A 25,024-nucleotide genomic window follows, 5' to 3' on the forward strand; every position below is an offset into this window, starting at 1 on the left:
GGGCTCAGTGACTATTGAGGATTACACTAAGCTGGCTATTAATATAATCCAGGAAAAGACGAGCGCTTTTTGAAATATTTCTGGTGCCTGTAATGATATATACAGGTAAAGGCTTAAAAGACCACTCTTCCAGAATGGGGACGATAGCCCTGGAGCTCAGCTCTCGGTGAATGATTTCAGGCGTCAAAACAGCAATTCCGCCATTATTCTCCGAGAGTTTTAGCATCATGGATATATTGTTTGCAGAGTAAATGCCAGAGACATTGATTCGGGTAATATCATTTCCTCTGAACAAAACCCATTTTTCCGGCTCTTTCATGTATGAAGGCAGAATGCATTGATGGTGAATAAGATCATCCGGATGTTCAGGGGTTTTATATTGTCTCAGATAAGCAGGGGAGGCATATAGTTTGCGACATAGAAAACCGACAGGCCTGGCGATAAGAGACATATCACTAATGTCACCGATGCGAATGCATATATCTATTTGCCTTTCAGTGATATTGACTTTGACAGGGGTGGTGTCGAAAATAAATCTGATGTTGGGATAGGATGTAGAAAATCTATTCATAAGCGGGGATATAAAATATATACCAAAATCCACCGGTAAAGAAACGCGTAATACCCCGGAAAGAGAATTGTGTGAGTCCTTCATCTCTCGTTCCAGATCTGTCGCGTTTTTAATAATAGCATCCGCGTACTTAAGATAGTGTCTGCCAATTTCAGTCAGAACTATTCCTCGAGATGTTCTGGTGAATAGCTGGATATTAACCCTTTTTTCCAGGGCTGAGATCCTTCTTGATAATGTTGCAACTGGAATACCCGATTCAATACTTGCTGCGGTTATACTTGATGACCTCCCTGTAATCACAAAGTAAATTAAATCCTGTAGGTTTGGTATCGATTTATCCATTAGTGTCTATCTCGATGTAAAAGCATTACATACCAGTCTCAGGTACAAGATATATATCCCTTGCCGGAAAGTTTACGGTGAACAGACAAATAGTATATGAATGCTTCATCGAGAGTATTTATCTATTGCCAGCATTATCTATACTCTCACTCTATTCCCGGTATCACATCTGCCAGTGACTTGAACCCGTAAACGTTCAGACACGCGTCGCGAAAACGGTCATTAAACGACCCGAACGGGGCATTATCTGCTGGTTTACGGACCATGAGAAGCCTACGTCATGCTATTTTTATCTGTCGGTTATAAAGTTCTCCGCCTGTCCGCAATCATTCTGGGCTTCGCGGATTTGGCCATTATTGATGCTTCATCACTACCATCTTCTTCACCCAATGCTCTGGCTCCAATGGGTTATCTGACATTCCTGACGACATCAACGGTTACAGAAAACGACAGGACACTCTTCCAGTTCGTTTCCCGGGTTTAAGTCAGAAACGCGTCTGACGGGTCAAGAAAACAAAAAAGGCCCGCATGCGCGAGCCTTCTTCTGAACATGGGCCGATTACAGGCTGGACACGTTCTCGGTCAGGTATTTAGCCACGCCTTCCGGAGAAGCGGCCATACCTTCTTTTCCTTTTTCCCACTGCGCCGGGCAAACTTCGCCGTGCTCTTCGTGGAACTGCAGCGCGTCAACCATACGCAGCATTTCGTCGATGTTACGACCCAGCGGCAGGTCGTTAACCACCTGGTGGCGAACCACGCCGTTAGCATCGATCAGGAAGGAGCCGCGCAGCGCCACGCCTTCGTCCGGGTGTTCGATACCGTAGGCTTTCTGGATTTCACGTTTGATGTCAGCAACCATCGCGTATTTAACCGGACCGATACCGCCCTGGTCTACCGGGGTGTTACGCCATGCGTTGTGAACGAATTCAGAGTCGAAGGAGACGCCAACCACTTCTACGCCGCGCTTCTGGAATTCTTCATAACGTTTGTCAAAAGCGATCAGCTCAGACGGACAAACGAAGGTGAAGTCCATCGGCCAGAAGAACAGGACGGTCGCTTTACCGCTGGTGTGTTGTTTGAAGTTGAATTTCTCAACGATTTCACCGTTACCTAAAACAGCTGCAGCGGTAAAATCCGGAGCCTGACGAGTGACCAGAACCATATGATTCTCCTGTTAATAATAAGGTTAATTGGAACGCAACGCGGGCAAGTATAGGGACTGGTTCATGCGAACTCAACGTGACGTTGACAATCAATGAGATAGGTTTTGCCTATCAATTTATATCGGGAAATGGTGTTCAGAATAGCCTTTTTGTGAGAAAGCGCAATCTTTATAGTTCACGCCTGGTGGCCTGCGCCATCATGCGCGGATAAAACTGCCAGAACTGCTGCTCGAGTTTATCGTAGTGGGTATCCAGATCCTGCCAGGAGTCGCGCAGGGCATCAAGGCGCGGACGACGGCTGGCCATACCGTTGAGGACGCTCTGAATAAAGTCCATATCCTCATAGCGTTCAAGCCAGCGCTCCGACCACAAATAGGCATTGAGATTGACGAAGCGCGGCGGCGAATCGGCTAATACCGGCGTGACCTGTGCCTGGGCATAGCGGACAAACTCGTTGAGCGGCATATCGGGTGAAATGCGTGCCCAGTGGTGCGACAGGAAGTGATCCCACATGACATCCAGCGTAATGGGCGCCACGCGGCGGGTCTGCGGGCGAAACCAGTCGCGCGCTTCTTTTACCTCCGGCAAATTATCGGTCATGACGTCGATACGCCGGTGCATAAAAATGCCGTCGACAATGTCGGCCGGATAGTCCGCCTGGGGATTGCCGCGAACGAAATCTGCCAACAGATTGCCGGGCAGGGAACTGTCGGCGAGATGGGCTAAATGCAGGTGTGCGAGAAAATTCATAGACCTTTTATCCTTCAAACTGCCTCTTTGTTGGCTAAGCTACCCGGCCCATCTTTGAGCCTCGCCCTCACGGGCCGCCACTCCGCAGCGTTCAAATCTGTTCCTGACGAATTTGTCATTCAACTGCCGCGTCGATGCATCTTGAATGGTTTTGTGTATAGATTATGTTATTCATCCAGAGGGGTAAAGGTTGCAGGGAGGACGCCCCGGCACTAGACTACCCGCCTCTTTATTTCGTCTGAGCCATCGTCATGCGCGTTACCGATTTTTCCTTTGAACTACCCGAATCCCTGATAGCCCACTACCCGCAGCCTGAGCGCAGTCGCTGTCGCCTGCTGTCGTTAGACGGTCCGACGGGAGCGCTGACGCATGGAACTTTCACTGACCTACTCGACAAACTTAACCCGGGCGATCTGCTGGTCTTTAACAATACCCGGGTGATCCCGGCGCGCCTGTTTGGCCGTAAAGCCAGCGGCGGCAAGATTGAAGTGCTGGTCGAGCGCATGCTGGATGACAAACGCATTCTGGCGCACATTCGCGCGTCTAAAGCGCCGAAGCCGGGAGCGGAGCTGCTGCTGGGCGATGATGAAAGCATCAACGCCACGATGGTGGCACGTCACGACGCGCTGTTTGAAGTCGAATTTAACGATGAACGTCCGGTACTGGAGATCCTTAACAGCATCGGCCATATGCCGCTGCCGCCGTATATCGATCGTCCGGACGAAGACGCCGACCGCGAACTGTATCAAACCGTCTACAGCACCAGGCCGGGGGCGGTGGCCGCGCCGACCGCGGGCCTGCACTTTGACGATATGATGCTGGAGAAGCTGCGCGAGAAAGGGATTGAAATGGCGTTTGTGACGCTGCACGTTGGCGCGGGGACGTTCCAGCCGGTGCGCGTGGAGACCATTGAAGATCACATCATGCACTCCGAGTACGCCGAAGTGCCGCAGGAGGTTGTTGATGCGGTGCTGGCGGCGAAAGCGCGCGGCAACCGGGTCATCGCGGTGGGCACCACCTCCGTCCGTTCGCTGGAGAGCGCGGCGCAGGCGGCGAAAAAAGACCTGATTGAGCCGTTTTTCGGCGACACACAGATTTTTATCTATCAGGGATATCAGTACAAAGCGGTTGATGCGCTGGTGACCAATTTCCATCTCCCTGAATCGACTCTGATTATGCTGGTTTCAGCCTTTGCCGGCTATCAGCACACCATGAATGCCTACAAGGCTGCGGTAGAACAAAAATATCGCTTTTTTAGCTACGGGGACGCGATGTTTATCACGTACAATCCGCAGGCTATTTTTGAGCGTGTCGGGGAATAACGCCGCGACATGAGTATTTAACGTCAGACTGTTTTTCTGACGCAGGAGTTAACATGAAATTTGAACTGGATACCACCGACGGACGCGCTCGCCGCGGCCGCCTGGTGTTTGATCGCGGCGTGGTTGAAACGCCAGCCTTTATGCCCGTTGGTACCTACGGCACCGTAAAAGGGATGACGCCGGAAGAAGTGGAAGCCACCGGCGCGCAAATTATCCTCGGCAACACCTTCCACCTGTGGCTGCGCCCGGGTCAGGAAATCATGAAGCTGCACGGCGACCTGCATGATTTTATGCAGTGGAAAGGACCCATCCTGACCGATTCCGGCGGCTTCCAGGTGTTCAGCCTCGGTGATATCCGTAAAATTACCGAGCAGGGCGTCCACTTCCGTAACCCGATTAACGGCGATCCTATCTTCCTCGATCCGGAAAAATCGATGGAGATTCAGTACGATCTCGGTTCCGATATCGTGATGATCTTCGACGAATGTACGCCGTACCCGGCGGACTGGGATTATGCTAAGCGCTCGATGGAAATGTCTCTGCGCTGGGCCAAGCGTAGCCGCGACCGTTTTGATGGTCTGGGCAACAAAAACGCGCTGTTTGGCATTATCCAGGGCAGTGTTTACGAAGATTTACGTGATATCTCCGTTAAAGGTCTGGTAGATATCGGTTTTGATGGCTACGCTGTCGGCGGTTTGGCTGTCGGTGAGCCGAAGGAAGACATGCACCGTATCCTGGAGCACGTTTGCCCGCAGATCCCGGCCGACAAACCACGCTATCTGATGGGCGTCGGCAAGCCAGAAGATCTGGTTGAAGGGGTGCGTCGCGGTATCGACATGTTCGACTGCGTCATGCCAACGCGCAACGCGCGTAACGGCCACCTGTTCGTCACCGATGGCGTGGTGAAGATTCGTAATGCGAAGCATAAAAGCGACACCGCGCCGCTGGATGCCGAGTGTGATTGCTATACATGTCGCAATTATTCACGCGCTTACTTGCATCATCTCGATCGTTGCAACGAAATATTGGGCGCGCGCCTCAATACCATTCATAACCTTCGCTACTATCAGCGTTTAATGGCTGGTTTACGTAAGGCTATCGAAGAGGGTAAATTAGAGAGCTTCGTGACCGATTTTTACCAACGTCAGGGGCGACCTGTTCCTCCTTTGAACGTTGATTAATTTTAATAATGAGGGAATTTGAATGAGCTTTTTTATTTCTGATGCGGTAGCAGCAACCGGTGGCGCGGCGCAGGGTAGCCCGATGTCTCTGATTCTGATGCTGGTGGTGTTCGGTCTGATTTTCTACTTCATGATCCTGCGCCCACAGCAGAAGCGCACCAAAGAACATAAAAACCTGATGAACTCTATCGCCAAAGGCGATGAAGTGCTGACGAATGGCGGCCTGGTGGGTCGCGTCACGAAAGTTGCTGAAAGCGGATACATTGCTATCGCGCTGAACGACACCACTGAAGTGGTTATCAAACGTGACTTCGTAGCTGCCGTTCTGCCGAAAGGCACCATGAAGGCACTGTAATCCACTTTTCCCTAAGGGAACTGCCGTGTTAAACCGTTATCCTTTGTGGAAGTACATCATGCTGGTCGTCGTGATTATCGTCGGCCTGATGTATGCGCTCCCCAACCTGTATGGTGAGGATCCGGCCGTTCAAATCACTGGCGCGCGCGGTGTCGCCGCCAGTGAGCAAACGCTGATCCAGGTCCAGAAAACGTTACAAGAAGAAAAAATTACCGCTAAGTCTGTGGCACTGGAAGAGGGCGCAATCCTTGCGCGCTTCGATACCACCGATGTCCAGCTGCGCGCACGTGAAGTGCTGGTGGACGCGTTAGGTGATAAATACGTCGTGGCGCTGAACTTAGCTCCGGCGACGCCTCGCTGGTTAGCGGCTATCCATGCCGAGCCGATGAAGCTGGGTCTTGACCTGCGCGGCGGCGTACACTTCCTGATGGAAGTGGATATGGACACCGCGCTGGGCAAACTGCAGGAACAAAATATCGACAGCCTGCGCAGCGAACTGCGTGAAAAAGGCATCCCTTACGCTACCGTGCGTAAGGAAGACAATTATGGTCTGAGCATCGCTTTTCGCGATAGCGCAGCGCGCGATCAGGCCATCTCCTGGCTGAGCCCGCGTCACCGCGATCTGGTTATCTCCACGCAGGGCGCTACCGGCCTGAAAGCGGTGATGACCGATGACCGCCTGAAAGAAGCTCGCGAATACGCCGTACAGCAGAACATCAACATTCTGCGTAACCGTGTGAACCAACTGGGTGTTGCCGAGCCGCTGGTACAGCGTCAGGGCGCCGACCGTATCGTGGTTGAACTGCCGGGTATTCAGGATACCGCGCGGGCGAAAGAAATTCTGGGCGCCACGGCGACGCTGGAATTCCGTCTGGTGAACAGCAACGTTGACAGCGCCGCTGCCGCTTCTGGCCGTGTCCCTGGCGACTCGGAAGTGAAATATACTCGCGAAGGTCGGCCGGTTGTGCTGTACAAGCGCGTGATTCTGACCGGTGACCATATCACCGACTCCACTTCCAGCATGGACGAGTTCAACCAGCCGCAGGTTAACATCTCGCTGGACAGCGCCGGTGGTAACATCATGTCTAACTTCACCAAGGACAACATCGGCAAACCGATGGCGACCCTGTTCGTGGAGTACAAAGACAGCGGTAAGAAAGATGCCAACGGTCGTGCGATTCTGGCGAAAGAGGAAGAGGTGATTAACATCGCCAATATCCAGTCTCGCCTGGGCAACAGCTTCCGTATTACCGGTATCAGCAACCCGAATGAAGCGCGTCAGCTCTCTCTGCTGCTGCGTGCGGGGGCGCTGATTGCGCCGATTCAGATCGTTGAAGAACGTACTATCGGCCCGACTCTGGGTATGCAGAACATCAAACAGGGTCTGGAAGCGTGTCTGGCCGGTCTGGTGGTGTCTATCCTGTTCATGATTTTCTTCTACAAGAAATTCGGTCTGATCGCGACCTCTGCGCTGGTGGCTAACCTGGTCCTGATCGTCGGTATCATGTCCCTGCTGCCTGGGGCTACGCTGAGTATGCCGGGGATTGCGGGTATCGTGTTAACCCTTGCGGTAGCGGTCGATGCTAACGTACTGATCAACGAACGTATTAAAGAAGAGTTGAGCAACGGACGTTCCGTTCAGCAGGCGATTGATGAAGGTTACCGGGGTGCATTCAGCTCGATCTTCGATGCGAACATTACGACGTTGATCAAAGTTATCATCCTGTACGCGGTCGGTACCGGTGCAATTAAAGGGTTTGCGATTACCACCGGTATCGGTGTGGCAACCTCGATGTTTACCGCTATCGTCGGCACCCGTGCCATCGTGAACCTGCTGTACGGCGGCAAGCGCGTTAAAAAGCTGTCTATCTGAGGAGTGCGTTGTGGCACAGGAATATACTGTTGAACAATTGAACCACGGCCGTAAAGTCTATGACTTTATGCGCTGGGACTACTGGGCTTTCGGCATTTCAGGTTTTCTGCTGATTGCCGCCATTGTCGTGATGGGCGTGCGCGGATTTAACTGGGGTCTGGATTTCACCGGCGGTACGGTGATTGAAATCACCCTCGAAAAACCGGCCGAACTGGACCAGATGCGTCAGGCGCTGCAGAAGGCGGGCTTTGAAGAGCCGCAGGTGCAGAACTTCGGCAGCAGCCGCGACATCATGGTGCGTATGCCGCCGGTGCATGATGTCAACGTCAGTCAGGAGTTGGGCAGCAAGGTCGTTAGCGTGATTAACGCATCGACCAGCCAGGACGCGACGGTTAAGCGTATCGAGTTCGTGGGGCCGAGCGTCGGGGCTGACCTGGCACAAAGCGGCGCGCTGGCGCTGCTGGCGGCGTTAATCTGTATCCTGGTGTACGTTGGTTTCCGTTTCGAGTGGCGTCTTGCCGCCGGGGTGGTTATCGCGCTGGCGCACGACGTGGTCATTACGATGGGCATCCTCTCGCTGTTCCATATCGAGATTGACCTGACCATCGTCGCTTCGCTGATGTCGGTTATCGGCTACTCGCTGAACGACAGCATCGTGGTATCTGACCGTATTCGTGAAAACTTCCGTAAGATCCGCCGCGGTACGCCGTATGAGATCTTCAACGTGTCGTTGACCCAGACGCTGCATCGTACCTTGATCACCTCCGGAACCACGTTGGTGGTGATCCTGATGCTGTATCTTTTTGGTGGCCCGGTTCTGGAAGGCTTCTCGCTGACCATGCTGATCGGTGTCTCTATCGGTACGGCCTCGTCTATCTACGTTGCGTCCGCACTGGCGCTGAAGCTGGGCATGAAGCGTGAGCATATGCTGCAGCAGAAAGTAGAAAAAGAAGGGGCGGATCAGCCGTCTATTCTGCCGTAAGGCAGTCCCGTTCTGATAACGCAATCCCGGTCGCAAGGCCGGGATTTTTTTATTACAGCCCGGCCAAATTTCGCTACTCTCCACTCTTAGCGCTTAATGAGATGGAGATCCCCCATGGCCGCCATAGTCCTTTCTGCCGTCGCCCAACCGACCGTCTGGCACGATGTGCCTTCCGTTACGCTCAGTGATGAAACGCTACGCCAGCGTAAAGCCAGGGTGCTTGCGCAAATGCGCCAGCATGGCTACGACACGCTGATCGTGTATGCCGATAAAGAGCACGGCGGAAACTTCGAATATCTCACCGGCTTTATCCCGCGGTTTGAAGAAGCCTTGCTGGTATTGCATCGCGAAGGGGAGGCGGTGCTGGTGCTGGGCAATGAAAATCTCAAGCTGGCGGCCTTTGCTCGCCTGGAAAACCGGGCGATCCATGCGCCGTGGTTCTCGTTGCCGAATCAGCCGATGAGCAATGAAAAAAGTCTGCCGCAGCTGCTGCAGGATGCCGGTATCAGCCGCGGGAAAAGGCTGGGCCTGGTGGGCTGGAAGCTGTTTACCGGCAGCGCTGACGACCGCTCGTCGCTGTTCGATCTGCCCGCTTTTATCGTGGACGCGATTCGCCAGGCCGCCGGACAGCAGGCGGTGGTGCTCAATGCCACAGCATTATTTATCGCTCCGGATGGCGGAGTGAGAACGGTCAATTCTGCCAATGAGCTGGCCCACTATGAATATGGCGCCAACCTGGCGTCGACGGCGATCCTCACGGCGTTGAATGCCATCGAGCCGGGAAAAACGGAAAAACAGATCGGCGCGCTGCTGGCGGCAGATGGCCAGCCCAACAGCGTGGTGATGATTGCCGCCACCGGCGATCGCTTCGCCGATGCCCGTCTCTATCCTGACGATAAGGTTATCCGTCGCGGCGATAAATTTTCGCTCACCACTGGGTTTAAAGGCGGCTTAAGCAGTCGGGCCGCCTACGTGGTCAGCGATGAGACGGAGCTGGCGCCGGAGGTGGCGGACTACCTTGATGTGCTGGCGAAACCCTATTTCCGGGCGGTGGTCAGCTGGCTGGAGCATCTGCGTATCGGTATGCCCGGTGGCGAGATGTACGCCCTGATCGAGCGGGTTCTGCCGAAGGCGGAGTATCATTGGCATCTTAATCCAGGGCATCTGGTGGCTGATGAAGAGTGGCTCTGTTCGCCGATCGGGCCGAACGCCGACGCCTGTTTGCGAAGCGGGATGATCCTGCAAATCGACATTATTCCTTCGCGAGCGGGTTACGCCGGTGTCAGCATTGAAGACACCGTGGCGCTGGCGGACGAGTCCCTGCGCCACGAGCTGGCGCAGGCGTATCCGGAGCTCTGGCAGCGTATCGTCACCCGACATCGCTATATCCGGGAACGACTGGGGATTGCGCTACCGGAGGCGGTGCTGCCGTTGTCGAACACCGTCGGCTATCTCCGCCCCTGGCTGCTTGATAAGCAGCGGGCCCTGGTTTGCACGGCGGGTTAATCGCCAGCGGCAAACGGTGTGGCCGCTGGGATGCCGATCCCTACTGACAGTACGCTGTCAGTAGCCCTGCCATACACTCCTCCTGAACCCAAACAATGGACAGGAGGATGTATGAGCAACGTAATTAACTGGTTTGAAATTCCGGTCGTCGATATGGATCGTGCCGTGGCGTTTTACGAGCCGGTGCTGCAGGTGACCCTGCGTCGGGAAAATATGGATTGCGCTGAAATGGCCGTTTTCCCGTATCAGGACCCGGCACCCGGCGGCGCGCTGGCAAAGTTTGACGGGGTTAAACCTGCCGATCAGGGATGTATTATCTATCTGCATACTGACAATCTGGCCGCCACGCTCGACCGCGTGAATTCCGCTGGCGGGAACTGCGTCTTTGGCCCGCTTGAACTGGCGGACGATATTGGCACCATCGCGCTGTTTATGGATAGCGAAGGGAACCGGATTGGCTTGCATCAACCTAAACACCTGTCCCACTAACGCTCTTGACGCCAGTGGGCAGGCTTAAACCATGAGATAAGTTAAAAATGAGCCGACGCGCCGACCGCCTTTTTCAAATCGTGCAGATCCTGCGGGGGAGAAGATTAACCACCGCCGGGCTGCTGGCGGAGCGGCTCGGCGTATCGGAGCGCACTATCTACCGGGATATCCGCGACCTGTCGCTCTCCGGCGTGCCGGTGGAGGGCGAGGCCGGAAGCGGATATCGCCTGCTGGCAGGCTACAGTTTACCGCCTCTGATGCTGACGACCGAGGAGTCGGAAGCGCTGGTGGCCGCCATTCGGCTACTGCAAACCTGGGGAGGCGAATCGCTGTCCCAGTCACTGGAGTCGGCCCGGGAAAAGGTGCTCGCGATTTTACCTGAAGAGAGTCGGCGTAAGGCCGAGCAATCGCGGCTGTTCGCGCCGGATTTTGGCGCTCAGGGGTACAGCAAAGCGCAGTTTGATCTGGTGCATCGGGCGGTTTCCGGCCAGCGGGTGCTGGCGCTGCATTACCGCGATGAAGCGGGAAAGGTGTCGCAGCGCGAAGTGCTGCCGCTGGGGCTCTTTTTCTGGGGGGAGCGCTGGCTGCTGGTGAGCTGGTGCGAGCTCCGCGACGATTATCGCTGCTTTCGTCTCGATCGCTGCCTGGACGTGGCTGCCACCGGGCGCCTTTTCAGCGAGCGGGCCGACCGGTCATTGAGCGATTTTCTGCGTAAGGTGAGGTGTGAAGAGCGTGAGCCATAAGGCGGGTCAAGCGATATCCCCGGCGCCGAGGCCGGGGATCATCAGGCAGGATTAGAAGTTGTAACCCACCACGAAGTAACCACCCCAGCCGGTAGAGCGAACGTTGAAATCGCCATCGCCGAAGTTCAGCTTCGCATCATCGGCCCACTGGCCGCCGTTATGGAAGTAACGAGCGACGATCGAGTAGTGCCAGTGCGCGTAGTTCAGCGCCAGGATATGGCTGGAGGCGATGGAGTTGCCGGTGCGCGCGTGCTTGCCGTTCAAGTCATAGAAGTTGTCATTGCCCAGATCGGAACCCCAGTCAAAGTTGGTGAAGCCGATATAGCTCAGCGAACCGCCCCACAGGTCGGTCAGCGGGACAAAGTATTTCACTTTGAAACGGTAGCCATCCCATTCGTTTTCGTTGGATGCGCCGTAGTTCTGCCACTGATATTTCGCATAGACGTTCAGAGACAGGCTCATCGGCAGACCGGTATCGATATCGGTACCGAGACCCATATACCAGGTGCTCTGACGACCGGACGCGTTGCGGCCCATGTCGTAGATATAGTTGTTGGCGAAATACCACTCTTTGAACGGGCCGAAGCTGAGATCGGTATTGGTCAGCTTGTCGATAGAGAAACGCGGCTCAATTTCCATAAACAGTGGGGAACCGTGGTTCCAGATACCTTTGGCCGTGCTGTTACCGCCGAAGAATACCGGCGCATCCATGTAACCGTAGAAATCAAACCAGTCTTTTTTGGCAAACGCTTCGTATTCCAGATAGGTATCGTTACGAATTTGCGGTCCAAAACGGGTGTGGTAGCTACCCACCACGTTCACACTCTGGTGCCACCAATCGGACAGATACTGCGGTTTGTCGTTTTCTGCCGCGCCAGCAGTGAACGATGTGGACAGCGCCAGTACGGCGCCTGCTGCCAGTAATGTTTTTTTCATAAGGATGCCACTGTTTTGAATTAAGCCAAAAGGCGTGAAGAACGCTGCCGAAGCGTTTCTAAATATTTCGTATCTCTGTGGGGGTCTATTATAGAAATCATTGCTCACAAAAATACGTGTTGTTTCACATAACGTAAACATACGTAATCGATTGCGTTCACGATTCTATGCATTTCCTGGCAGAATGCCACTGAAATTGATCCAGACGGTCAATTTTTACTGAACTGTTTGGAAAAACTGTAAATGGATTTTGGGGCGGTCGAATCCGGGTATCGGCGACACCCGGCGAAGGCGATTATTGTGCGCTTGCGGGCTGGATATCGTGAATACGCAGGAAGCCAAGCTGCTGCGGCGTGACGCCGTTCAGGCGGAGCGGAATATCGACGTCGCTCGGCGCCAGGATGCTGGCAGGGGCGCTAATCAGCCGATCGCGCACGTTAACCTCCCGGTAATTCTGCGTGGTGCCGGTGAGTTGCCCCCAGGCGACGGTGGCGCTGAACGCCGGTAGCGGGTCGTTTGATTCCCCCTGAATACGCAGCGTCAGGCGGGTACCGTCGGCGTCGGCGGCGATATCACGCAGCGACATACGCAGTGTGCCTATCTGGCTTTCGAGGCGCGCCGGGGTCCTGGCGCCGGGCAAAAGATAAACGCCGCTGCTCGATTTCGCATTCAGTGCGTTTTGCTGGGTGATTTTCACCGTCTGCTGATTAAGCTGAGTCATCTCTTTGCTCAATGTGCTCACGCTTTCATGCATCTGACGGACTTCACTTTGCTGTGCGCAGGCGCTGAGGGTAAACAGCGTGGTCAGCATCGCCAGCTTCAAATAACGTCTTGTCATGGTCATGGATTCCGTTTTCAGGGGGATATTTCATGGTAGATCGTCTCCGTCCACGAGCCATAGATCCTTTGTCTCAAAAGCTCTTTCTTTGTTGTCGCGGCACTTCGCGGTAAACTACCTGTCAGTTTAACTTCCTGTCAGGACGCGCTATGCATTGCCCTTTCTGTTTCGCCGTAGATACCAAAGTGATCGACTCTCGTCTGGTGGGCGAGGGCTCTTCTGTGCGTCGTCGTCGGCAGTGCCTGGTTTGTAACGAACGTTTCACCACCTTCGAGGTGGCGGAGCTGGTGATGCCGCGAGTGGTCAAGAGCAACGATGTGCGGGAGCCCTTCAATGAAGATAAACTGCGCAGCGGAATGCTGAAAGCGTTGGAAAAACGGCCGGTCAGCGCCGATGATGTGGAAATGGCGCTCAATCATATCAAAACCCATTTACGTGGTACCGGCGAGCGCGAAGTCCCGAGCAAAATGATCGGCAACCTGGTGATGGAGCAGTTGAAAAAGCTCGATAAAGTCGCCTATATCCGCTTTGCTTCCGTCTATCGTAGTTTTGAAGATATCAAAGAATTCGGCGAAGAGATCGCCCGCTTACAGGATTAAGCCATGCATGACGAAATGTACATGGCGCGAGCGCTTAAGCTGGCGCAGCGCGGGCGCTTCACCACCCATCCCAATCCGAATGTCGGCTGTGTGATCGTCAAGGACGCTGAGATCGTCGGCGAAGGTTTTCACTATCGCGCCGGCGAGCCGCATGCGGAAGTGCATGCGCTGCGTATGGCCGGCGAAAAAGCCCGGGGCGCCACCGCCTATGTGACCCTGGAGCCCTGTAGTCATCATGGCCGCACGCCGCCGTGCTGCGACGCGCTGATTGCCGCGGGCGTGACCCGCGTCGTGGCCGCTATGCAGGACCCCAACCCGCAGGTGGCGGGGCGCGGCCTGTATCGCCTGCAGCAGGCCGGTATTGACGTCAGCCATGGCCTGATGATCGGCGAAGCCGAAGCGCTGAACAAAGGTTTCCTCAAGCGGATGCGCACCGGTTTCCCCTACGTACAGCTAAAAATGGGCGCTTCACTGGACGGTCGCACCGCGATGGCCAGCGGAGAAAGCCAGTGGATCACCTCGCCGCAGGCGCGACGTGACGTGCAGCGCCTGCGGGCGCAAAGCCATGCGATCCTGACCAGCAGCGCGACCGTGCTGGCAGACGATCCGGCATTAACCGTACGCTGGGAAGGGCTCGGTGCCGATATTCGCGCCCGCTATCCGCAGGAAAATCTGCGCCAGCCGCTGCGTATTGTTGTCGATAGCCATAATCGCGTTACCCCTGAGCACCGCATCGTGCAGCAGCCCGGAGAGACGCTGTTCGCTCGCACTCGGGCCGATGACCGCAGCTGGCCGGAAAGCGTGCGAACGCTGATGGTGCCGGAACACAACGGCCATCTCGATCTGGTGTTGCTGATGATGCAGCTTGGCAAACAGCAGATTAACAGCATTTGGGTGGAAGCGGGCCCGACGCTCGCCGGCGCGCTGTTGCAGGCCGGGCTGGTGGACGAGCTTATCGTCTATATTGCGCCTAAACTGTTAGGCAGCGACGCGCGCGGGCTATGCGTGCTACCGGGGCTTGAGAAACTGGCCGATGTCCCCCATTTCAAATTCAACGAGATACGCCAGACAGGTCCCGATCTTTGCCTGCATTTAGTCGGCGCATAATCTCCCTGACCGACAGGGAAAGCAGCATCGCTACACGCATTCATTCAGGATGCGTCGAGGCGGCCAACCGGAGAATCCTGCTTGCTTACGGCGGTAAGCGACCGGGGTCGACAGGCGCTGCCAACGCGCAGGCAGTTTGAAGGATGAAGTGTATAAATTATTATGATAGAATCCGCCCCCCTTGCGGGGCTATATGAACCCGAAGGAAGAGTATGAACATTATTGAAGCTAACGTTGCTACCCCGGACGCTCGCGTCGCCATCACCATTGCGCGTTTCAACAACTTTATCAATGACAGCCTGCTGGAAGGCGCTATTGACGCTCTCAAGCGCATCGGTCAGGTAAAAGATGAAAATATTACCGTTGTTTGGGTTCCAGGCGCGTATGAGCTGCCGCTGGCGGCTGGCGTGCTGGCTAAAACCGGTAAATATGACGCGGTGATTGCTCTGGGTACGGTGATTCGTGGGGGTACCGCGCACTTTGAATATGTGGCTGGCGGAGCAAGCAATGGCCTCGCACATGTCGCGCAGGACAGCGAAATCCCGGTAGCCTTTGGTGTTCTGACGACAGAAAGCATTGAACAAGCCATCGAACGCGCTGGTACCAAAGCCGGTAACAAAGGCGCAGAAGCTGCGCTGACCGCGCTGGAAATGATTAACGTATTGAAAGCCATCAAGGCCTGAATTTTTTTGTAAGGGGAATTCCGTGAAACCTGCTGCTCGTCGCCGCGCCCGTGAGTGTGCTGTCCAGGCGCTTTACTCCTGGCAGTTGTCCCAGAACGACATCGCTGATGTTGAATACCAGTTCCTGGCGGAGCAGGATGTCAAAGATGTTGACGTTCTGTATTTCCGCGAACTGCTGTCCGGAGTGGCGACTAACAGCGCATACCTCGACGGCCTGATGAAGCCGTACCTGTCCCGCCTGCTTGAAGAGCTGGGTCAGGTAGAGAAAGCGGTACTGCGTATCGCCCTGTTCGAGTTGTCTAAACGTGACGATGTGCCGTACAAAGTTGCGATTAACGAAGCTATCGAACTGGCGAAAACCTTCGGCGCCGAAGATAGCCACAAGTTTGTTAACGGCGTGCTGGACAAAGCAGCCCCGGCAATTCGTCCCAACAAAAAGTAAACTCCAGGCCGGGTCTCGCGGGATGTCATCCACGCAAGGTCCGGCCTTATTCTTTTCTTTTGCTGAGGCATAACGTATGGCATGCGGCGAATTTTCCCTGATTGCCCGTTATTTTGATCGCGTAAAAAGCAGGCGTCTCGATGTGGAAACCGGCATCGGCGATGACTGCGCTCTCCTGAACATTCCCGAGAAAAAAACGCTGGCAATCAGCACCGACACCCTGGTGGCGGGCAACCATTTTTTACCTGATATCGATCCTGCCGATCTCGCTTACAAGGCGCTGGCGGTCAATCTGAGCGATCTCGCGGCGATGGGCGCTGAACCGGCGTGGTTAACGCTGGCGTTAACGTTGCCGGCAGCGGATGAAGCCTGGCTGGAATCGTTCAGCGACAGCCTGTTCATGCAGCTCAACTATTACGATATGCAGTTGATCGGCGGTGATACTACTCGCGGTCCGCTGTCGATGACCCTGGGTATTCACGGTTTTGTCCCGCCGGGGCGCGCTCTGAAGCGTTCCGGGGCGAAACCCGGCGACTGGGTATATGTCACCGGCACCCCCGGCGACAGCGCCGCAGGGTTGGCTATTTTGCAGGACCGTCTGGTGGTGGAGTCAGCCGCTGACGCCGACTACCTGCTGGCGCGCCATCTGCGCCCGATGCCGCGCGTGCTGCAAGGGCAGGCGCTGCGCGATCTGGCCAGCTCGGCTATCGATCTGTCCGACGGTCTGATCTCCGATCTGGGGCACATTCTGAAGGCCAGTGGCTGCGGCGCGCGGATCGACCTTGACGCAATGCCGTTATCCGATGCGCTGCTGCGCCATGCAGAGAGGGAGCAGGCGCTGCGCTGGGCGCTCTCTGGCGGTGAAGACTACGAACTGTGCTTTACCGTGCCGGAGCTTAACCGCGGCGCGCTTGATGTGGCTATCGGCCAGCTTGGGGCGCGCTTTACCTGCATCGGACAGATTAGCGCCGAGGCGGACGGTCTGCAGCTGATGCAATCCGGTAAACCGGTCCAGCTGGATTTACAGGGGTACGATCACTTTGGTGCGTAGTAAAGATGTCGCAAAAAGTCGCCTCAATATGCGCAATCCGTGGCATTTGCTGGCGACCGGTTTTGGTAGCGGGTTAAGCCCCGTGGTGCCCGGCACGATGGGCTCGCTGGCCTCAATCCCGTTCTGGTATCTGATGATATTTCTCCCCTGGCAGCTCTATTCGCTGGTGGTGATGATGAGCATCTGTATCGGGGTGTATATTTGCCACCGCACGGCGAAAGATATGGGCACCCACGACCACGGCAGTATTGTCTGGGATGAGTTTGTCGGGATGTGGATCACCCTGATGGCGCTGCCGACGCTTGACTGGCAATGGGTCGCCGCCGGGTTTGTGATTTTCCGTATTTTTGATATGTGGAAACCGTGGCCCATTCGCTGGTTTGACCGCAATATTCACGGCGGGATGGGGATCATGGTCGATGATATCGTCGCCGGGGTGATCTCCGCCGGCGTGCTGTACGTCATAGGCCATCACTGGCCGATTGGTCTTTTCTAAATACGGTCCTGCGTAGCGCCCCTGGGAAATCGAGCAGGCAGGCGTTTCCCGGAGGCGGTGCTGCGCACCTGTCCGGGCTACCGGCCCGCAGGCGTTGGTGAACCTGTAGCCCGGCTAAGCGCAGCGCGAGCCGGGAGCCGGGAGTCGGGAGCCTCGTGGGAATAATGAGTTACTTGAACCCGACAATCGGATGCGGCTTATACGGCGCTTCCAGCTTTTCTACCTGTTCGGGCGTCAGCGTTAAATCCACCGCGCCCAGCAGGTCGTCGAGCTGCTCTTGCCTGGAGGCGCCGACGATTGGCGCGGCGATACCCGGTTTACTCAATAGCCAGGCCAGCGCCACCTGGGCGCGGTTGGCACCGACTTCTTCTGCCACTTCAGCCAGATTCTGCGCAATCAGCGCATCGTTCTCATCGCTGGCGCTGTAGAGCGATTTGCCAAACTCATCGGATACCAGCCGGGCGGTGGTTTCGCCCCACGGACGGGTGAGTCGGCCCCGCGCCAGCGGACTCCAGGGAATGACCGATACGCCCGAGCGCTGGCACAGCGGCAGCATCTCGTTCTCTTCTTCGCGATAAATCAGATTGTAATGATCCTGCATGGTCACAAAGCGCGCCCAGCCGTTGCTCTCCTGAAGCTGTAGCGCCTGCGCAAACTGGCGAGCGTGCATCGACGAGGCGCCGATATAGCGTGCTTTCCCGGCCTTAACGACCTCATTCAGCGCTTCCAGGGTCTCTTCAATCGGCGTGGCGTAATCCCAACGATGGATCTGCAGCAGGTCGACATATTCCATACCTAAGCGGCGCAGGCTGTCATCGATAGAGCGCAGGATCTGCGCACGCGAGAGGCCCTCCGGCAGATCCCCGACCTGGTGATACACTTTTGTCGCCACCACCACTTCGTCGCGGCGGGCGAAATCGCGTAGCGCGCGGCCAACAATCTCTTCGCTGCTGCCGTCAGAGTAGCTGTTCGCGGTATCAAAAAAGTTGATGCCGCCTTCCAGCGCACGCTGAATAAGCGGTCGGCTGCTCTCTTCCGGTAGGGTCCAGGCGTGCTTGCCGCGATCCGGCTCGCCAAAGGTCATACAGCCGAGACACAGCCGGGAAACTCGCAGGTGGGTGGCTTCAGGCGTGATGTATTGCATTGATTTGCTCCTGCTATGCGCTTAAAAAAGGGGGTCTTTTAAGCATAGCAGGAGCCGTTGCGGGGGTTATGCGAGCCAGGTGGTGATTTTCGCTTCGATACCGGCGGCATCCAGACCGAGGTCGGCGCGCACTTCTTCTTGCGTTCCCTGGGGAATAAAAACGTCCGGCAGGCCAATATTCAGCACCGGAACCGCACGGCGATTGGCCATCAGCAGCTCATTCACGCCGCTGCCCGCGCCGCCCATAATGGCATTCTCTTCCAGCGTCACCAGCACATCGTGGTCGGTGGCCAACTGCAAAATAAGTGCATCATCGAGAGGTTTGACAAAACGCATATCGACCAGCGTGGCGTTGAGCTTGTCTGCCACCTGCGCCGCTTCCGGCAGCAAAGTACCGAAGTTGAGGATCGCCACTTTTTCGCCCGTGCGTTTTACCACGCCTTTGCCGATCGGCAACGAGGCCAGCGGCTGCAGGGTGGCGCCGGTGCCGGTCCCGCGCGGGTAGCGAACCGCGCTTGGCCCTTCATTGTAGTGATAGCCGGTGTAGAGCATCTGACGGCACTCGTTTTCGTCGCTCGGCGTCATGATCACCATATCCGGGATACAGCGCAGGAAGGAGAGATCGAATGCGCCCTGATGCGTTTGTCCGTCGGCGCCGACGATTCCCGCGCGGTCGATGGCAAACAGAACCGGCAGCTTCTGGATAGCGACATCATGGATCACCTGATCGTAGGCGCGCTGCAGGAAGGTGGAGTAAATGGCCACCACCGGCTTGTAGTCGCCGATCGCCAGGCCGGCGGCAAAGGTCACCGCGTGCTGTTCCGCAATCGCCACATCGAAATACTGGTCAGGGTATTTCCTCGAAAACTCGACCATCCCCGAGCCTTCGCGCATTGCGGGCGTAATGGCCATCAGCTTGCTGTCTTTCGCCGCGGTTTCGCACAGCCAGTCGCCAAAAATTTTCGAGTAGGAGGGCAGGCCGCCGCTGCTTTTCGGCAGAACCCCGCTGGTATGGTCAAATTTTGGCACCGCGTGGAAGGTAATCGGGTCTTTTTCCGCCGGCTCATAGCCGCGACCTTTTTTGGTCATAATATGCAGGAACTGCGGCCCTTTCAGGTCGCGCATATTTTTCAGCGTATTGACCAGGCCGAGTACATCGTGGCCGTCCACCGGGCCGATGTAGTTGAAGCCCAGCTCTTCAAACAGGGTACCGGGCACGACCATCCCTTTGAGATGTTCTTCGGTGCGTTTGAGCAGCTCTTTAATCGGCGGCACGCCAGAGAAGACCTTTTTGCCGCCTTCGCGCAGCGTGGAGTACAGTTTGCCGGAGAGCAGTTGCGCCAGATGGTTATTCAGCGCGCCGACGTTCTCCGAGATCGACATTTCGTTGTCATTGAGCACCACCAGCAGATCGGGTTTGATATCGCCCGCATGGTTCATGGCTTCAAACGCCATACCTGCGGTAATCGCGCCGTCGCCAATGACGCACACCGCACGTCGCTGTTTATCTTCTTTCGCGGCGGCGATCGCCACCCCGATGCCCGCAGAAATGGAGGTTGATGAGTGGCCGACGCTCAGGACGTCATATTCGCTTTCGCCGCGCCACGGGAACGGATGCAGTCCGCCTTTCTGCCGAATGGTGCCGATTTTATCGCGGCGTCCGGTCAGAATTTTATGCGGGTAGGCCTGGTGGCCCACGTCCCAGATTAAACGGTCAAAAGGCGTGTTATAGACGTAGTGAAGCGCCACGGTCAGTTCGACCGTGCCGAGGCCGGAGGCAAAATGCCCGCTGGAACGGCTGACGCTGTCCAGCAGGTAGCGCCGGAGTTCGTCGCACAGTTTCGGCAGGCTGTCTTTCGGCAACAAACGCAACTCCTGGGTGGAATCCACCAGCGCCAGGGTCGGGTATTTGGCAATATCAAAACTCATCAGAGACTCTTATTGTTTATTTATCACGCTGAATTATGTAATTCGCGAGCGCTTCCAGTGCCGTCGTATCCAGAGATTGCGCGGCCAGCTCACTCAGCGACTGACGGGCGTCTTCAATCAGGTCATGCGCTTTTTTACGCGCTTGTTCAAGTCCCAGAAGCGCAGGATAGGTGCTTTTGCCTAGCTGCTGGTCAGCTCCCTGGCGTTTGCCAAGGGTCGCAGTATCCCCTACCACGTCAAGAATGTCATCCTGGACCTGGAAGGCGAGACCGATATTTTGCGCAAAGCGATCGAGCGCCGGCAGGGCCGCCCGGCCGCGTTCACCTGCGCTCAGCGCGCCCATACGCACCGCGGCGCATATCAGCGCGCCGGTTTTGTGGCGATGGATACGCTCCAGCGCCTGCAGGTCAACCTGGTGGCCTTCGGCTTGCAGATCCAGCGCCTGTCCGCCGCACATTCCGGCGACGCCGCTGGCCTGCGCCAGCGTCGAAACCATGGCCAGACGATCGCTGTCCGGCACTTCAGGCATTGGCGCATCACTCAGTATAGAAAATGCCAGCGTTTGTAGGGCATCTCCGGCAAGAATTGCGTTTGCTTCACCAAATTTAATGTGGCTGGTCGGCAGACCGCGACGCAGATCGTCATCGTCCATGGCAGGCAGATCGTCATGCATCAGAGAGTAAGCATGGATGCATTCGACGGCGGCGGCCGGGGCGTCCAGCGTCGCGCGGCTGACGCCGAACATGTCGCCGGTGGCATAGACGAGGAACGGGCGCAGGCGTTTTCCGCCTAATAGTGCGCCGTACTGCATGGCTTCAACCAGTGGAGTGTTCTGAAAAGGCAGCGGAGCGAGGAAACGACGTAGCGCGTCGTTGGCCTGCTCAACGCAAGCATGTAATTGTTGCGAGAAGTCCATTTATTCAGCATCCGGTGTAAACGGCGTCAGCGGGCTATCCTCGCTGTCGGCCAGCAGAATCTGGACGCGCTGTTCGGCCTGCTGCAATCGGGCCTGCCCCTGACGCGCCAGCTGTACGCCGCGCTCAAATTCGCTGAGCGCCTCTTCTAGCGGCAGCGCGCCGCTTTCCAGACGATTAACAATCTGCTCCAGCTCGCCCAGGGCGGTTTCAAAGCTGGCCGGGGCCTCATTTTTCTTTGGCATAGTGAATATAGACTCTTGTAATGTCGCGACAGCAATATGGTAACGAAGTCACGTGGTTAAGCAAATATACACCTCATCCTTTCGCGGAATCGTTGCCGAAAACGCGCAAACGGGTGGCTGACAAGTGGGTTATGCCCCTGCCGCGCGGGCGCATCCTGAATGATTTTATGTAAAACGCGCAATGCGAGGCGCAATGTACGCAATGGTGATATACTGCGCTCCCTGGATGCAGGCACCGCGGTGCGCTGCAGTACAACTTTTGCTTAAAGCCCGTCGGGCTTGCCAACGAACTATTGTCGCCATGAAGTTTATCATTAAATTGTTCCCGGAAATCACCATCAAAAGCCAATCCGTGAGATTGCGCTTCATTAAGATCTTAACCGGGAACATTCGTAACGTTCTCAAAAACTATGATGAGACGCTTGCCGTCGTTCGTCATTGGGATCATATCGAAGTTCGCGCGAAAGACGAAAATCAGCGTCCGGTGATTCGCGATGCGCTGACCCGAATCCCGGGTATCCATCATATTCTGGAAGTCGAAGACGTCCCGTTTACTTCACTGCACGATATTTTTGAGCAAACGCTGCCGCTGTGGCGTGAAACGCTGGAAGGCAAAACCTTCTGCGTGCGCGTAAAACGTCGCGGGAAGCATGAGTTTACCTCTATCGAAGTGGAGCGCTATGTTGGCGGCGGTCTGAACCAGCATATCGAAACGGCGCGCGTGAAGCTGACTGACCCGGACATTACGGTCAATCTGGAAATTGAAAACGACCGCCTGCTGCTGGTCAAAGGGCGCTACGAAGGCATCGGTGGTTTCCCGATCGGCACGCAGGAAGATGTGCTGTCGCTGATTTCCGGCGGCTTCGACTCCGGCGTCTCCAGCTACATGCTGATGCGTCGCGGCTGTCGCGTACACTACTGCTTCTTTAATCTCGGCGGCGCGGCGCATGAAATCGGCGTTCGTCAGGTGGCACACTACCTGTGGAACCGCTTCGGCAGCTCACACCGCGTGCGTTTCGTGGCGATTAACTTCGAACCGGTGGTGGGGGAGATCCTCGAAAAAGTCGACGACGGTCAGATGGGCGTAGTGCTGAAGCGCATGATGGTCCGTGCGGCGTCGAAAGTCGCCGAACGCTATGGCGTGCAGGCGCTGGTGACCGGTGAAGCGCTGGGCCAGGTGTCCAGCCAGACCCTGACCAACCTGCGTCTGATCGACAATGTCTCCGACACCCTGATTCTGCGCCCGCTGATTTCGCACGATAAAGAGCACATCATCGATCTGGCCCGTGAAATCGGCACCGAAGATTTTGCCCGCACCATGCCGGAATATTGCGGCGTGATTTCGAAGAGCCCGACCGTGAAAGCGGTGAAGGCGAAGATTGAGGCGGAAGAAGAGAACTTCGACTTTAGCATCCTCGATAAAGTGGTGGCGGAAGCGAATAACGTGGATATTCGCGATATCGCCCAGCAGACTCAGCAGGACGTGGTGGAAGTAGAAACCGTGACCGGCTTTAGCCCGAACGACGTCATTCTGGATATTCGTTCCGTAGACGAACAGGATGAAAAGCCGCTGAAGGTTGAAGGCGTTGAAGTCGTGTCATTGCCGTTCTACAAGCTGAGCACCCAGTTCGGCAATCTCGACCAGAGCAAAACCTGGCTGCTGTGGTGCGAACGTGGCGTGATGAGCCGTCTGCAGGCGCTGTACCTGCGTGAGCAGGGCTTTGAGAACGTGAAGGTTTACCGCCCGTAAGCCGCTTCGCGTGAAGAGAATCCCGGATAGCGGCAGTCATGCCTTATCCGGGCTACCGGTTGCGTAGCCGTCTGTGGCTCAGGCTTCGTAGTAGTTATAAATCCCCGCCGCCATCACCAGTTGCGATGCAACCTCATAAGCTTTTTCACGCCCGACCAGCAGGTCGATCATTTTGAGCGCAAAATCAATCGCTGTTCCCGGCCCCTGGCTGGTGAGCAGGTTGACCCGCGGGTCCCAGACCACGCGTTTGTCCTGCCACTGATCTTCAGGGATACGATCTTTGAGGGCCGGAAAGCCGGTCATGTTGCCGACTGGAAAAAGGTTATGCGGCACCAGTACGGTCGCCGTCGCCGCGCAGATGGCGGCAACAATGCGTCCGGAAAGATGAAACTGGCGGACCGTTTCCACCAGCAGCGGGCTGTCGCGGAAATACTCCGCGCCTTTTATCCCGCCGGGAAGGACGATAATGTCATAATCGCCGTCGGCGACTTCGACCAGCGGCGCATCGGCCAGCAGCTTGACGCCCCGCGAGCAGACGATAGTCAGGCTGCCATCGCTGGCGACGCTGGCCGTGGTGACCTGCACGCCGCCGCGGACCAGTAAATCCATGGTGGTGACCGCTTCGGTCTCTTCGCTACCAGGGGCGAGGCAAATCAGTGCTGACGCGCTCATATTCATTCTCCTTACGCTTTACCAGTTCAAACAAACGGGCGTTTTCCGGTACGGCAAGGCCGTGAGCGCGGGCGCGCTTCAGTAGAAAACCGGTGATATAGTCGATTTCCGTACGACGCTGCGCGCGGATATCCTGCAACATCGAAGAGATATTTTCTGCCGTACTTTCAATGACCTGATGAACATAAAATAACAGGTTTTCCGGTGAAGTATGAATACCTTCACGCTCCATGACCGCGGCGACCTCCCGGCAGATGACCTCAACTTCCTGCGGATAGTCGCGCAAATCGCCGTTGCGGCACTCCTTCAGCGCCGTCAGCGGGTTAATCACGCAGTTGACCGCCAGTTTGCTCCACGTTGCCGGGCGGATGTTATTATGCCAGGCGACGTCCGGCAGGACGCTTTGCAGGGTATCGGCCAGGTCGCTGTAATCCTGCGGATAGTCTTTCGCCGGGCCGATATGCGTCGTGCCGCTGGCGACGTGCACAATGACGTTGCCGTCGCGGCGCGCAGCCTGGGTCGTGGAGCCCAGCAGCAGCGGCTGCTGCACGCCTTTCAGCTCATCGACGGTTCCCATGCCGTTATGGATAAGCAGGATCGGCGACGAGGCGGGTAGCGTCTGGGCCAGATTTTTTACCGCGTTAGAGACCTGCCAGGCTTTCAGGGTCACCAGCAGCAGGTCGCTACTGGCGAGAAAGTCAGGATCGTTGGCGGTTAGCGACTCATTAAAAATTGTCCCGTCGGTCTCAATCAGATTGACGCTACAGAAGGGTTGTGGGACGCGCAGCCAGCCCTGGACATCGTGTCCGTGTTTGCATAACGCGGTTAGCCACAGTTGCCCCAGCGCACCGCATCCGAGTACGGTTACTTTCATTGTTCCTCCTCACCTGCGACTACCCCAGGCATTTATAGCTAAAGTATATACTCGTTGCGCTGCCGGC

28 protein-coding genes are annotated in these 25,024 nt (G+C 56.1%); 16 read left to right on the forward strand and 12 right to left on the reverse strand.

The window, feature by feature from the left end; translation table 11 throughout:
- Window positions 1-4: 4 nt before the first annotated feature.
- Complete coding sequence (locus FNY10_RS00600) at window positions 5-913, reverse strand: LysR family transcriptional regulator (RefSeq protein WP_131047473.1); 909 nt, start codon at window positions 911-913, stop codon at window positions 5-7.
- Between the two features lie 146 nt (window positions 914-1,059).
- Window positions 1,060-1,179 (reverse strand): integrase core domain-containing protein, encoded by a 120-nt coding sequence (locus tag FNY10_RS27255; protein WP_117433772.1) that lies wholly within the window; start codon window positions 1,177-1,179, stop codon window positions 1,060-1,062.
- A gap of 14 nt (window positions 1,180-1,193) precedes the next feature.
- Between FNY10_RS27255 and FNY10_RS00610 the strand changes: the two genes are divergently transcribed.
- Complete coding sequence (locus FNY10_RS00610) at window positions 1,194-1,397, forward strand: hypothetical protein (RefSeq protein WP_160726279.1); 204 nt, start codon at window positions 1,194-1,196, stop codon at window positions 1,395-1,397.
- A gap of 75 nt (window positions 1,398-1,472) precedes the next feature.
- Here FNY10_RS00610 and FNY10_RS00615 read toward each other — a convergent pair whose 3' ends face one another.
- Both FNY10_RS00615 and acpH read right to left on the reverse strand, forming a co-directional pair.
- On the reverse strand, window positions 1,473-2,075 hold the full coding sequence (locus tag FNY10_RS00615; RefSeq protein ID WP_004099418.1) for a peroxiredoxin: 603 nt from the start codon (window positions 2,073-2,075) through the stop codon (window positions 1,473-1,475).
- A 169-nt stretch (window positions 2,076-2,244) separates the two neighbouring features.
- The gene (acpH, locus tag FNY10_RS00620) at window positions 2,245-2,826 is read right to left on the reverse strand and encodes an ACP phosphodiesterase (protein WP_160702193.1); all 582 of its coding nucleotides are present in this window, start codon (window positions 2,824-2,826) and stop codon (window positions 2,245-2,247) included.
- A gap of 251 nt (window positions 2,827-3,077) precedes the next feature.
- Here acpH and queA point away from each other — a divergent pair, with 251 nt between their 5' ends.
- The 8 genes from queA to FNY10_RS00660 all read left to right on the forward strand — a co-directional run bounded on the left by queA (window position 3,078) and on the right by FNY10_RS00660 (window position 11,277).
- Window positions 3,078-4,148: a tRNA preQ1(34) S-adenosylmethionine ribosyltransferase-isomerase QueA gene (gene queA / locus FNY10_RS00625; RefSeq protein WP_131047477.1), complete on the forward strand. Its 1,071-nt coding sequence runs from the start codon at window positions 3,078-3,080 to the stop codon at window positions 4,146-4,148.
- A 53-nt stretch (window positions 4,149-4,201) separates the two neighbouring features.
- The gene (tgt, locus tag FNY10_RS00630) at window positions 4,202-5,329 is read left to right on the forward strand and encodes a tRNA guanosine(34) transglycosylase Tgt (protein ID WP_100683099.1); all 1,128 of its coding nucleotides are present in this window, start codon (window positions 4,202-4,204) and stop codon (window positions 5,327-5,329) included.
- Between the two features lie 22 nt (window positions 5,330-5,351).
- Window positions 5,352-5,684: a preprotein translocase subunit YajC gene (gene yajC, locus FNY10_RS00635; protein ID WP_004099423.1), complete on the forward strand. Its 333-nt coding sequence runs from the start codon at window positions 5,352-5,354 to the stop codon at window positions 5,682-5,684.
- Window positions 5,685-5,709: 25 nt separating this feature from the next.
- Window positions 5,710-7,557 (forward strand): protein translocase subunit SecD, encoded by a 1,848-nt coding sequence (gene secD / locus FNY10_RS00640; RefSeq protein WP_100683100.1) that lies wholly within the window; start codon window positions 5,710-5,712, stop codon window positions 7,555-7,557.
- Between the two features lie 10 nt (window positions 7,558-7,567).
- Window positions 7,568-8,539 (forward strand): protein translocase subunit SecF, encoded by a 972-nt coding sequence (gene secF, locus FNY10_RS00645; RefSeq protein ID WP_100683101.1) that lies wholly within the window; start codon window positions 7,568-7,570, stop codon window positions 8,537-8,539.
- 114 nt (window positions 8,540-8,653) lie between these two features.
- On the forward strand, window positions 8,654-10,045 hold the full coding sequence (locus tag FNY10_RS00650; RefSeq protein ID WP_160702191.1) for a M24 family metallopeptidase: 1,392 nt from the start codon (window positions 8,654-8,656) through the stop codon (window positions 10,043-10,045).
- Between the two features lie 111 nt (window positions 10,046-10,156).
- Window positions 10,157-10,534, forward strand: a complete 378-nt coding sequence (locus FNY10_RS00655) for a VOC family protein (RefSeq protein ID WP_130943276.1) — start codon at window positions 10,157-10,159, stop codon at window positions 10,532-10,534.
- A gap of 47 nt (window positions 10,535-10,581) precedes the next feature.
- Window positions 10,582-11,277 (forward strand): helix-turn-helix transcriptional regulator, encoded by a 696-nt coding sequence (locus FNY10_RS00660; protein WP_100683104.1) that lies wholly within the window; start codon window positions 10,582-10,584, stop codon window positions 11,275-11,277.
- Between the two features lie 51 nt (window positions 11,278-11,328).
- On the opposite strand, the gene FNY10_RS00665 is transcribed toward FNY10_RS00660, so the two are convergent.
- Window positions 11,329-12,213, reverse strand: coding sequence for a nucleoside-specific channel-forming protein Tsx (locus FNY10_RS00665; RefSeq protein ID WP_100683105.1), 885 nt, complete (start codon window positions 12,211-12,213; stop codon window positions 11,329-11,331).
- A gap of 295 nt (window positions 12,214-12,508) precedes the next feature.
- Complete coding sequence (locus FNY10_RS00670; RefSeq protein WP_100683208.1) at window positions 12,509-13,051, reverse strand: DUF3251 domain-containing protein; 543 nt, start codon at window positions 13,049-13,051, stop codon at window positions 12,509-12,511.
- A gap of 149 nt (window positions 13,052-13,200) precedes the next feature.
- Between FNY10_RS00670 and nrdR the strand changes: the two genes are divergently transcribed.
- From nrdR to pgpA, 6 genes are all read left to right on the forward strand, one after another.
- A complete protein-coding gene (nrdR, locus tag FNY10_RS00675) occupies window positions 13,201-13,650 on the forward strand; it encodes a transcriptional regulator NrdR (RefSeq protein WP_004858609.1) in 450 nt (149 codons plus the stop codon).
- A gap of 3 nt (window positions 13,651-13,653) precedes the next feature.
- Window positions 13,654-14,757, forward strand: coding sequence for a bifunctional diaminohydroxyphosphoribosylaminopyrimidine deaminase/5-amino-6-(5-phosphoribosylamino)uracil reductase RibD (gene ribD, locus FNY10_RS00680; RefSeq protein WP_160702189.1), 1,104 nt, complete (start codon window positions 13,654-13,656; stop codon window positions 14,755-14,757).
- A gap of 212 nt (window positions 14,758-14,969) precedes the next feature.
- A complete protein-coding gene (ribE, locus tag FNY10_RS00685; RefSeq protein WP_004858618.1) occupies window positions 14,970-15,440 on the forward strand; it encodes a 6,7-dimethyl-8-ribityllumazine synthase in 471 nt (156 codons plus the stop codon).
- 22 nt (window positions 15,441-15,462) lie between these two features.
- Window positions 15,463-15,882 (forward strand): transcription antitermination factor NusB, encoded by a 420-nt coding sequence (gene nusB / locus FNY10_RS00690; RefSeq protein ID WP_004858621.1) that lies wholly within the window; start codon window positions 15,463-15,465, stop codon window positions 15,880-15,882.
- A gap of 76 nt (window positions 15,883-15,958) precedes the next feature.
- Window positions 15,959-16,933: a thiamine-phosphate kinase gene (gene thiL / locus FNY10_RS00695; protein ID WP_141965222.1), complete on the forward strand. Its 975-nt coding sequence runs from the start codon at window positions 15,959-15,961 to the stop codon at window positions 16,931-16,933.
- Window positions 16,923-17,429: a phosphatidylglycerophosphatase A gene (gene pgpA, locus FNY10_RS00700; protein WP_202395162.1), complete on the forward strand. Its 507-nt coding sequence runs from the start codon at window positions 16,923-16,925 to the stop codon at window positions 17,427-17,429. Before thiL ends, pgpA begins: the two co-directional genes overlap by 11 nt.
- Before the next feature lie 169 nt (window positions 17,430-17,598).
- On the opposite strand, the gene FNY10_RS00705 is transcribed toward pgpA, so the two are convergent.
- From FNY10_RS00705 to xseB, 4 genes are all read right to left on the reverse strand, one after another.
- The gene (locus FNY10_RS00705; protein WP_160702185.1) at window positions 17,599-18,573 is read right to left on the reverse strand and encodes an aldo/keto reductase; all 975 of its coding nucleotides are present in this window, start codon (window positions 18,571-18,573) and stop codon (window positions 17,599-17,601) included.
- A 66-nt stretch (window positions 18,574-18,639) separates the two neighbouring features.
- A complete protein-coding gene (gene dxs, locus FNY10_RS00710; RefSeq protein ID WP_160702183.1) occupies window positions 18,640-20,502 on the reverse strand; it encodes a 1-deoxy-D-xylulose-5-phosphate synthase in 1,863 nt (620 codons plus the stop codon).
- 16 nt (window positions 20,503-20,518) lie between these two features.
- Window positions 20,519-21,418 carry a (2E,6E)-farnesyl diphosphate synthase gene (ispA, locus tag FNY10_RS00715; RefSeq protein ID WP_100683111.1) on the reverse strand — a complete coding sequence of 300 codons (900 nt, stop codon included), beginning with the start codon at window positions 21,416-21,418 and terminating at the stop codon, window positions 20,519-20,521.
- Window positions 21,419-21,661 (reverse strand): exodeoxyribonuclease VII small subunit, encoded by a 243-nt coding sequence (gene xseB, locus FNY10_RS00720; RefSeq protein ID WP_004858644.1) that lies wholly within the window; start codon window positions 21,659-21,661, stop codon window positions 21,419-21,421. It abuts the gene before it with no gap.
- A 301-nt stretch (window positions 21,662-21,962) separates the two neighbouring features.
- Between xseB and thiI the strand changes: the two genes are divergently transcribed.
- Window positions 21,963-23,411 (forward strand): tRNA uracil 4-sulfurtransferase ThiI, encoded by a 1,449-nt coding sequence (thiI, locus tag FNY10_RS00725; protein ID WP_100683112.1) that lies wholly within the window; start codon window positions 21,963-21,965, stop codon window positions 23,409-23,411.
- A gap of 78 nt (window positions 23,412-23,489) precedes the next feature.
- Here the strand turns inward: thiI and yajL are convergent, their stop codons facing one another.
- Both yajL and panE read right to left on the reverse strand, forming a co-directional pair.
- Window positions 23,490-24,083: a protein deglycase YajL gene (yajL, locus tag FNY10_RS00730; protein ID WP_141965219.1), complete on the reverse strand. Its 594-nt coding sequence runs from the start codon at window positions 24,081-24,083 to the stop codon at window positions 23,490-23,492.
- A complete protein-coding gene (gene panE / locus FNY10_RS00735) occupies window positions 24,046-24,957 on the reverse strand; it encodes a 2-dehydropantoate 2-reductase (RefSeq protein WP_100683114.1) in 912 nt (303 codons plus the stop codon). The genes yajL and panE overlap by 38 nt, the downstream gene beginning before the upstream one ends.
- Window positions 24,958-25,024: the final 67 nt, after the last annotated feature.

This window comes from Klebsiella sp. Lac1, assembly GCF_009825425.1.
Lineage (GTDB): Bacteria > Pseudomonadota > Gammaproteobacteria > Enterobacterales > Enterobacteriaceae > Klebsiella > Klebsiella electrica.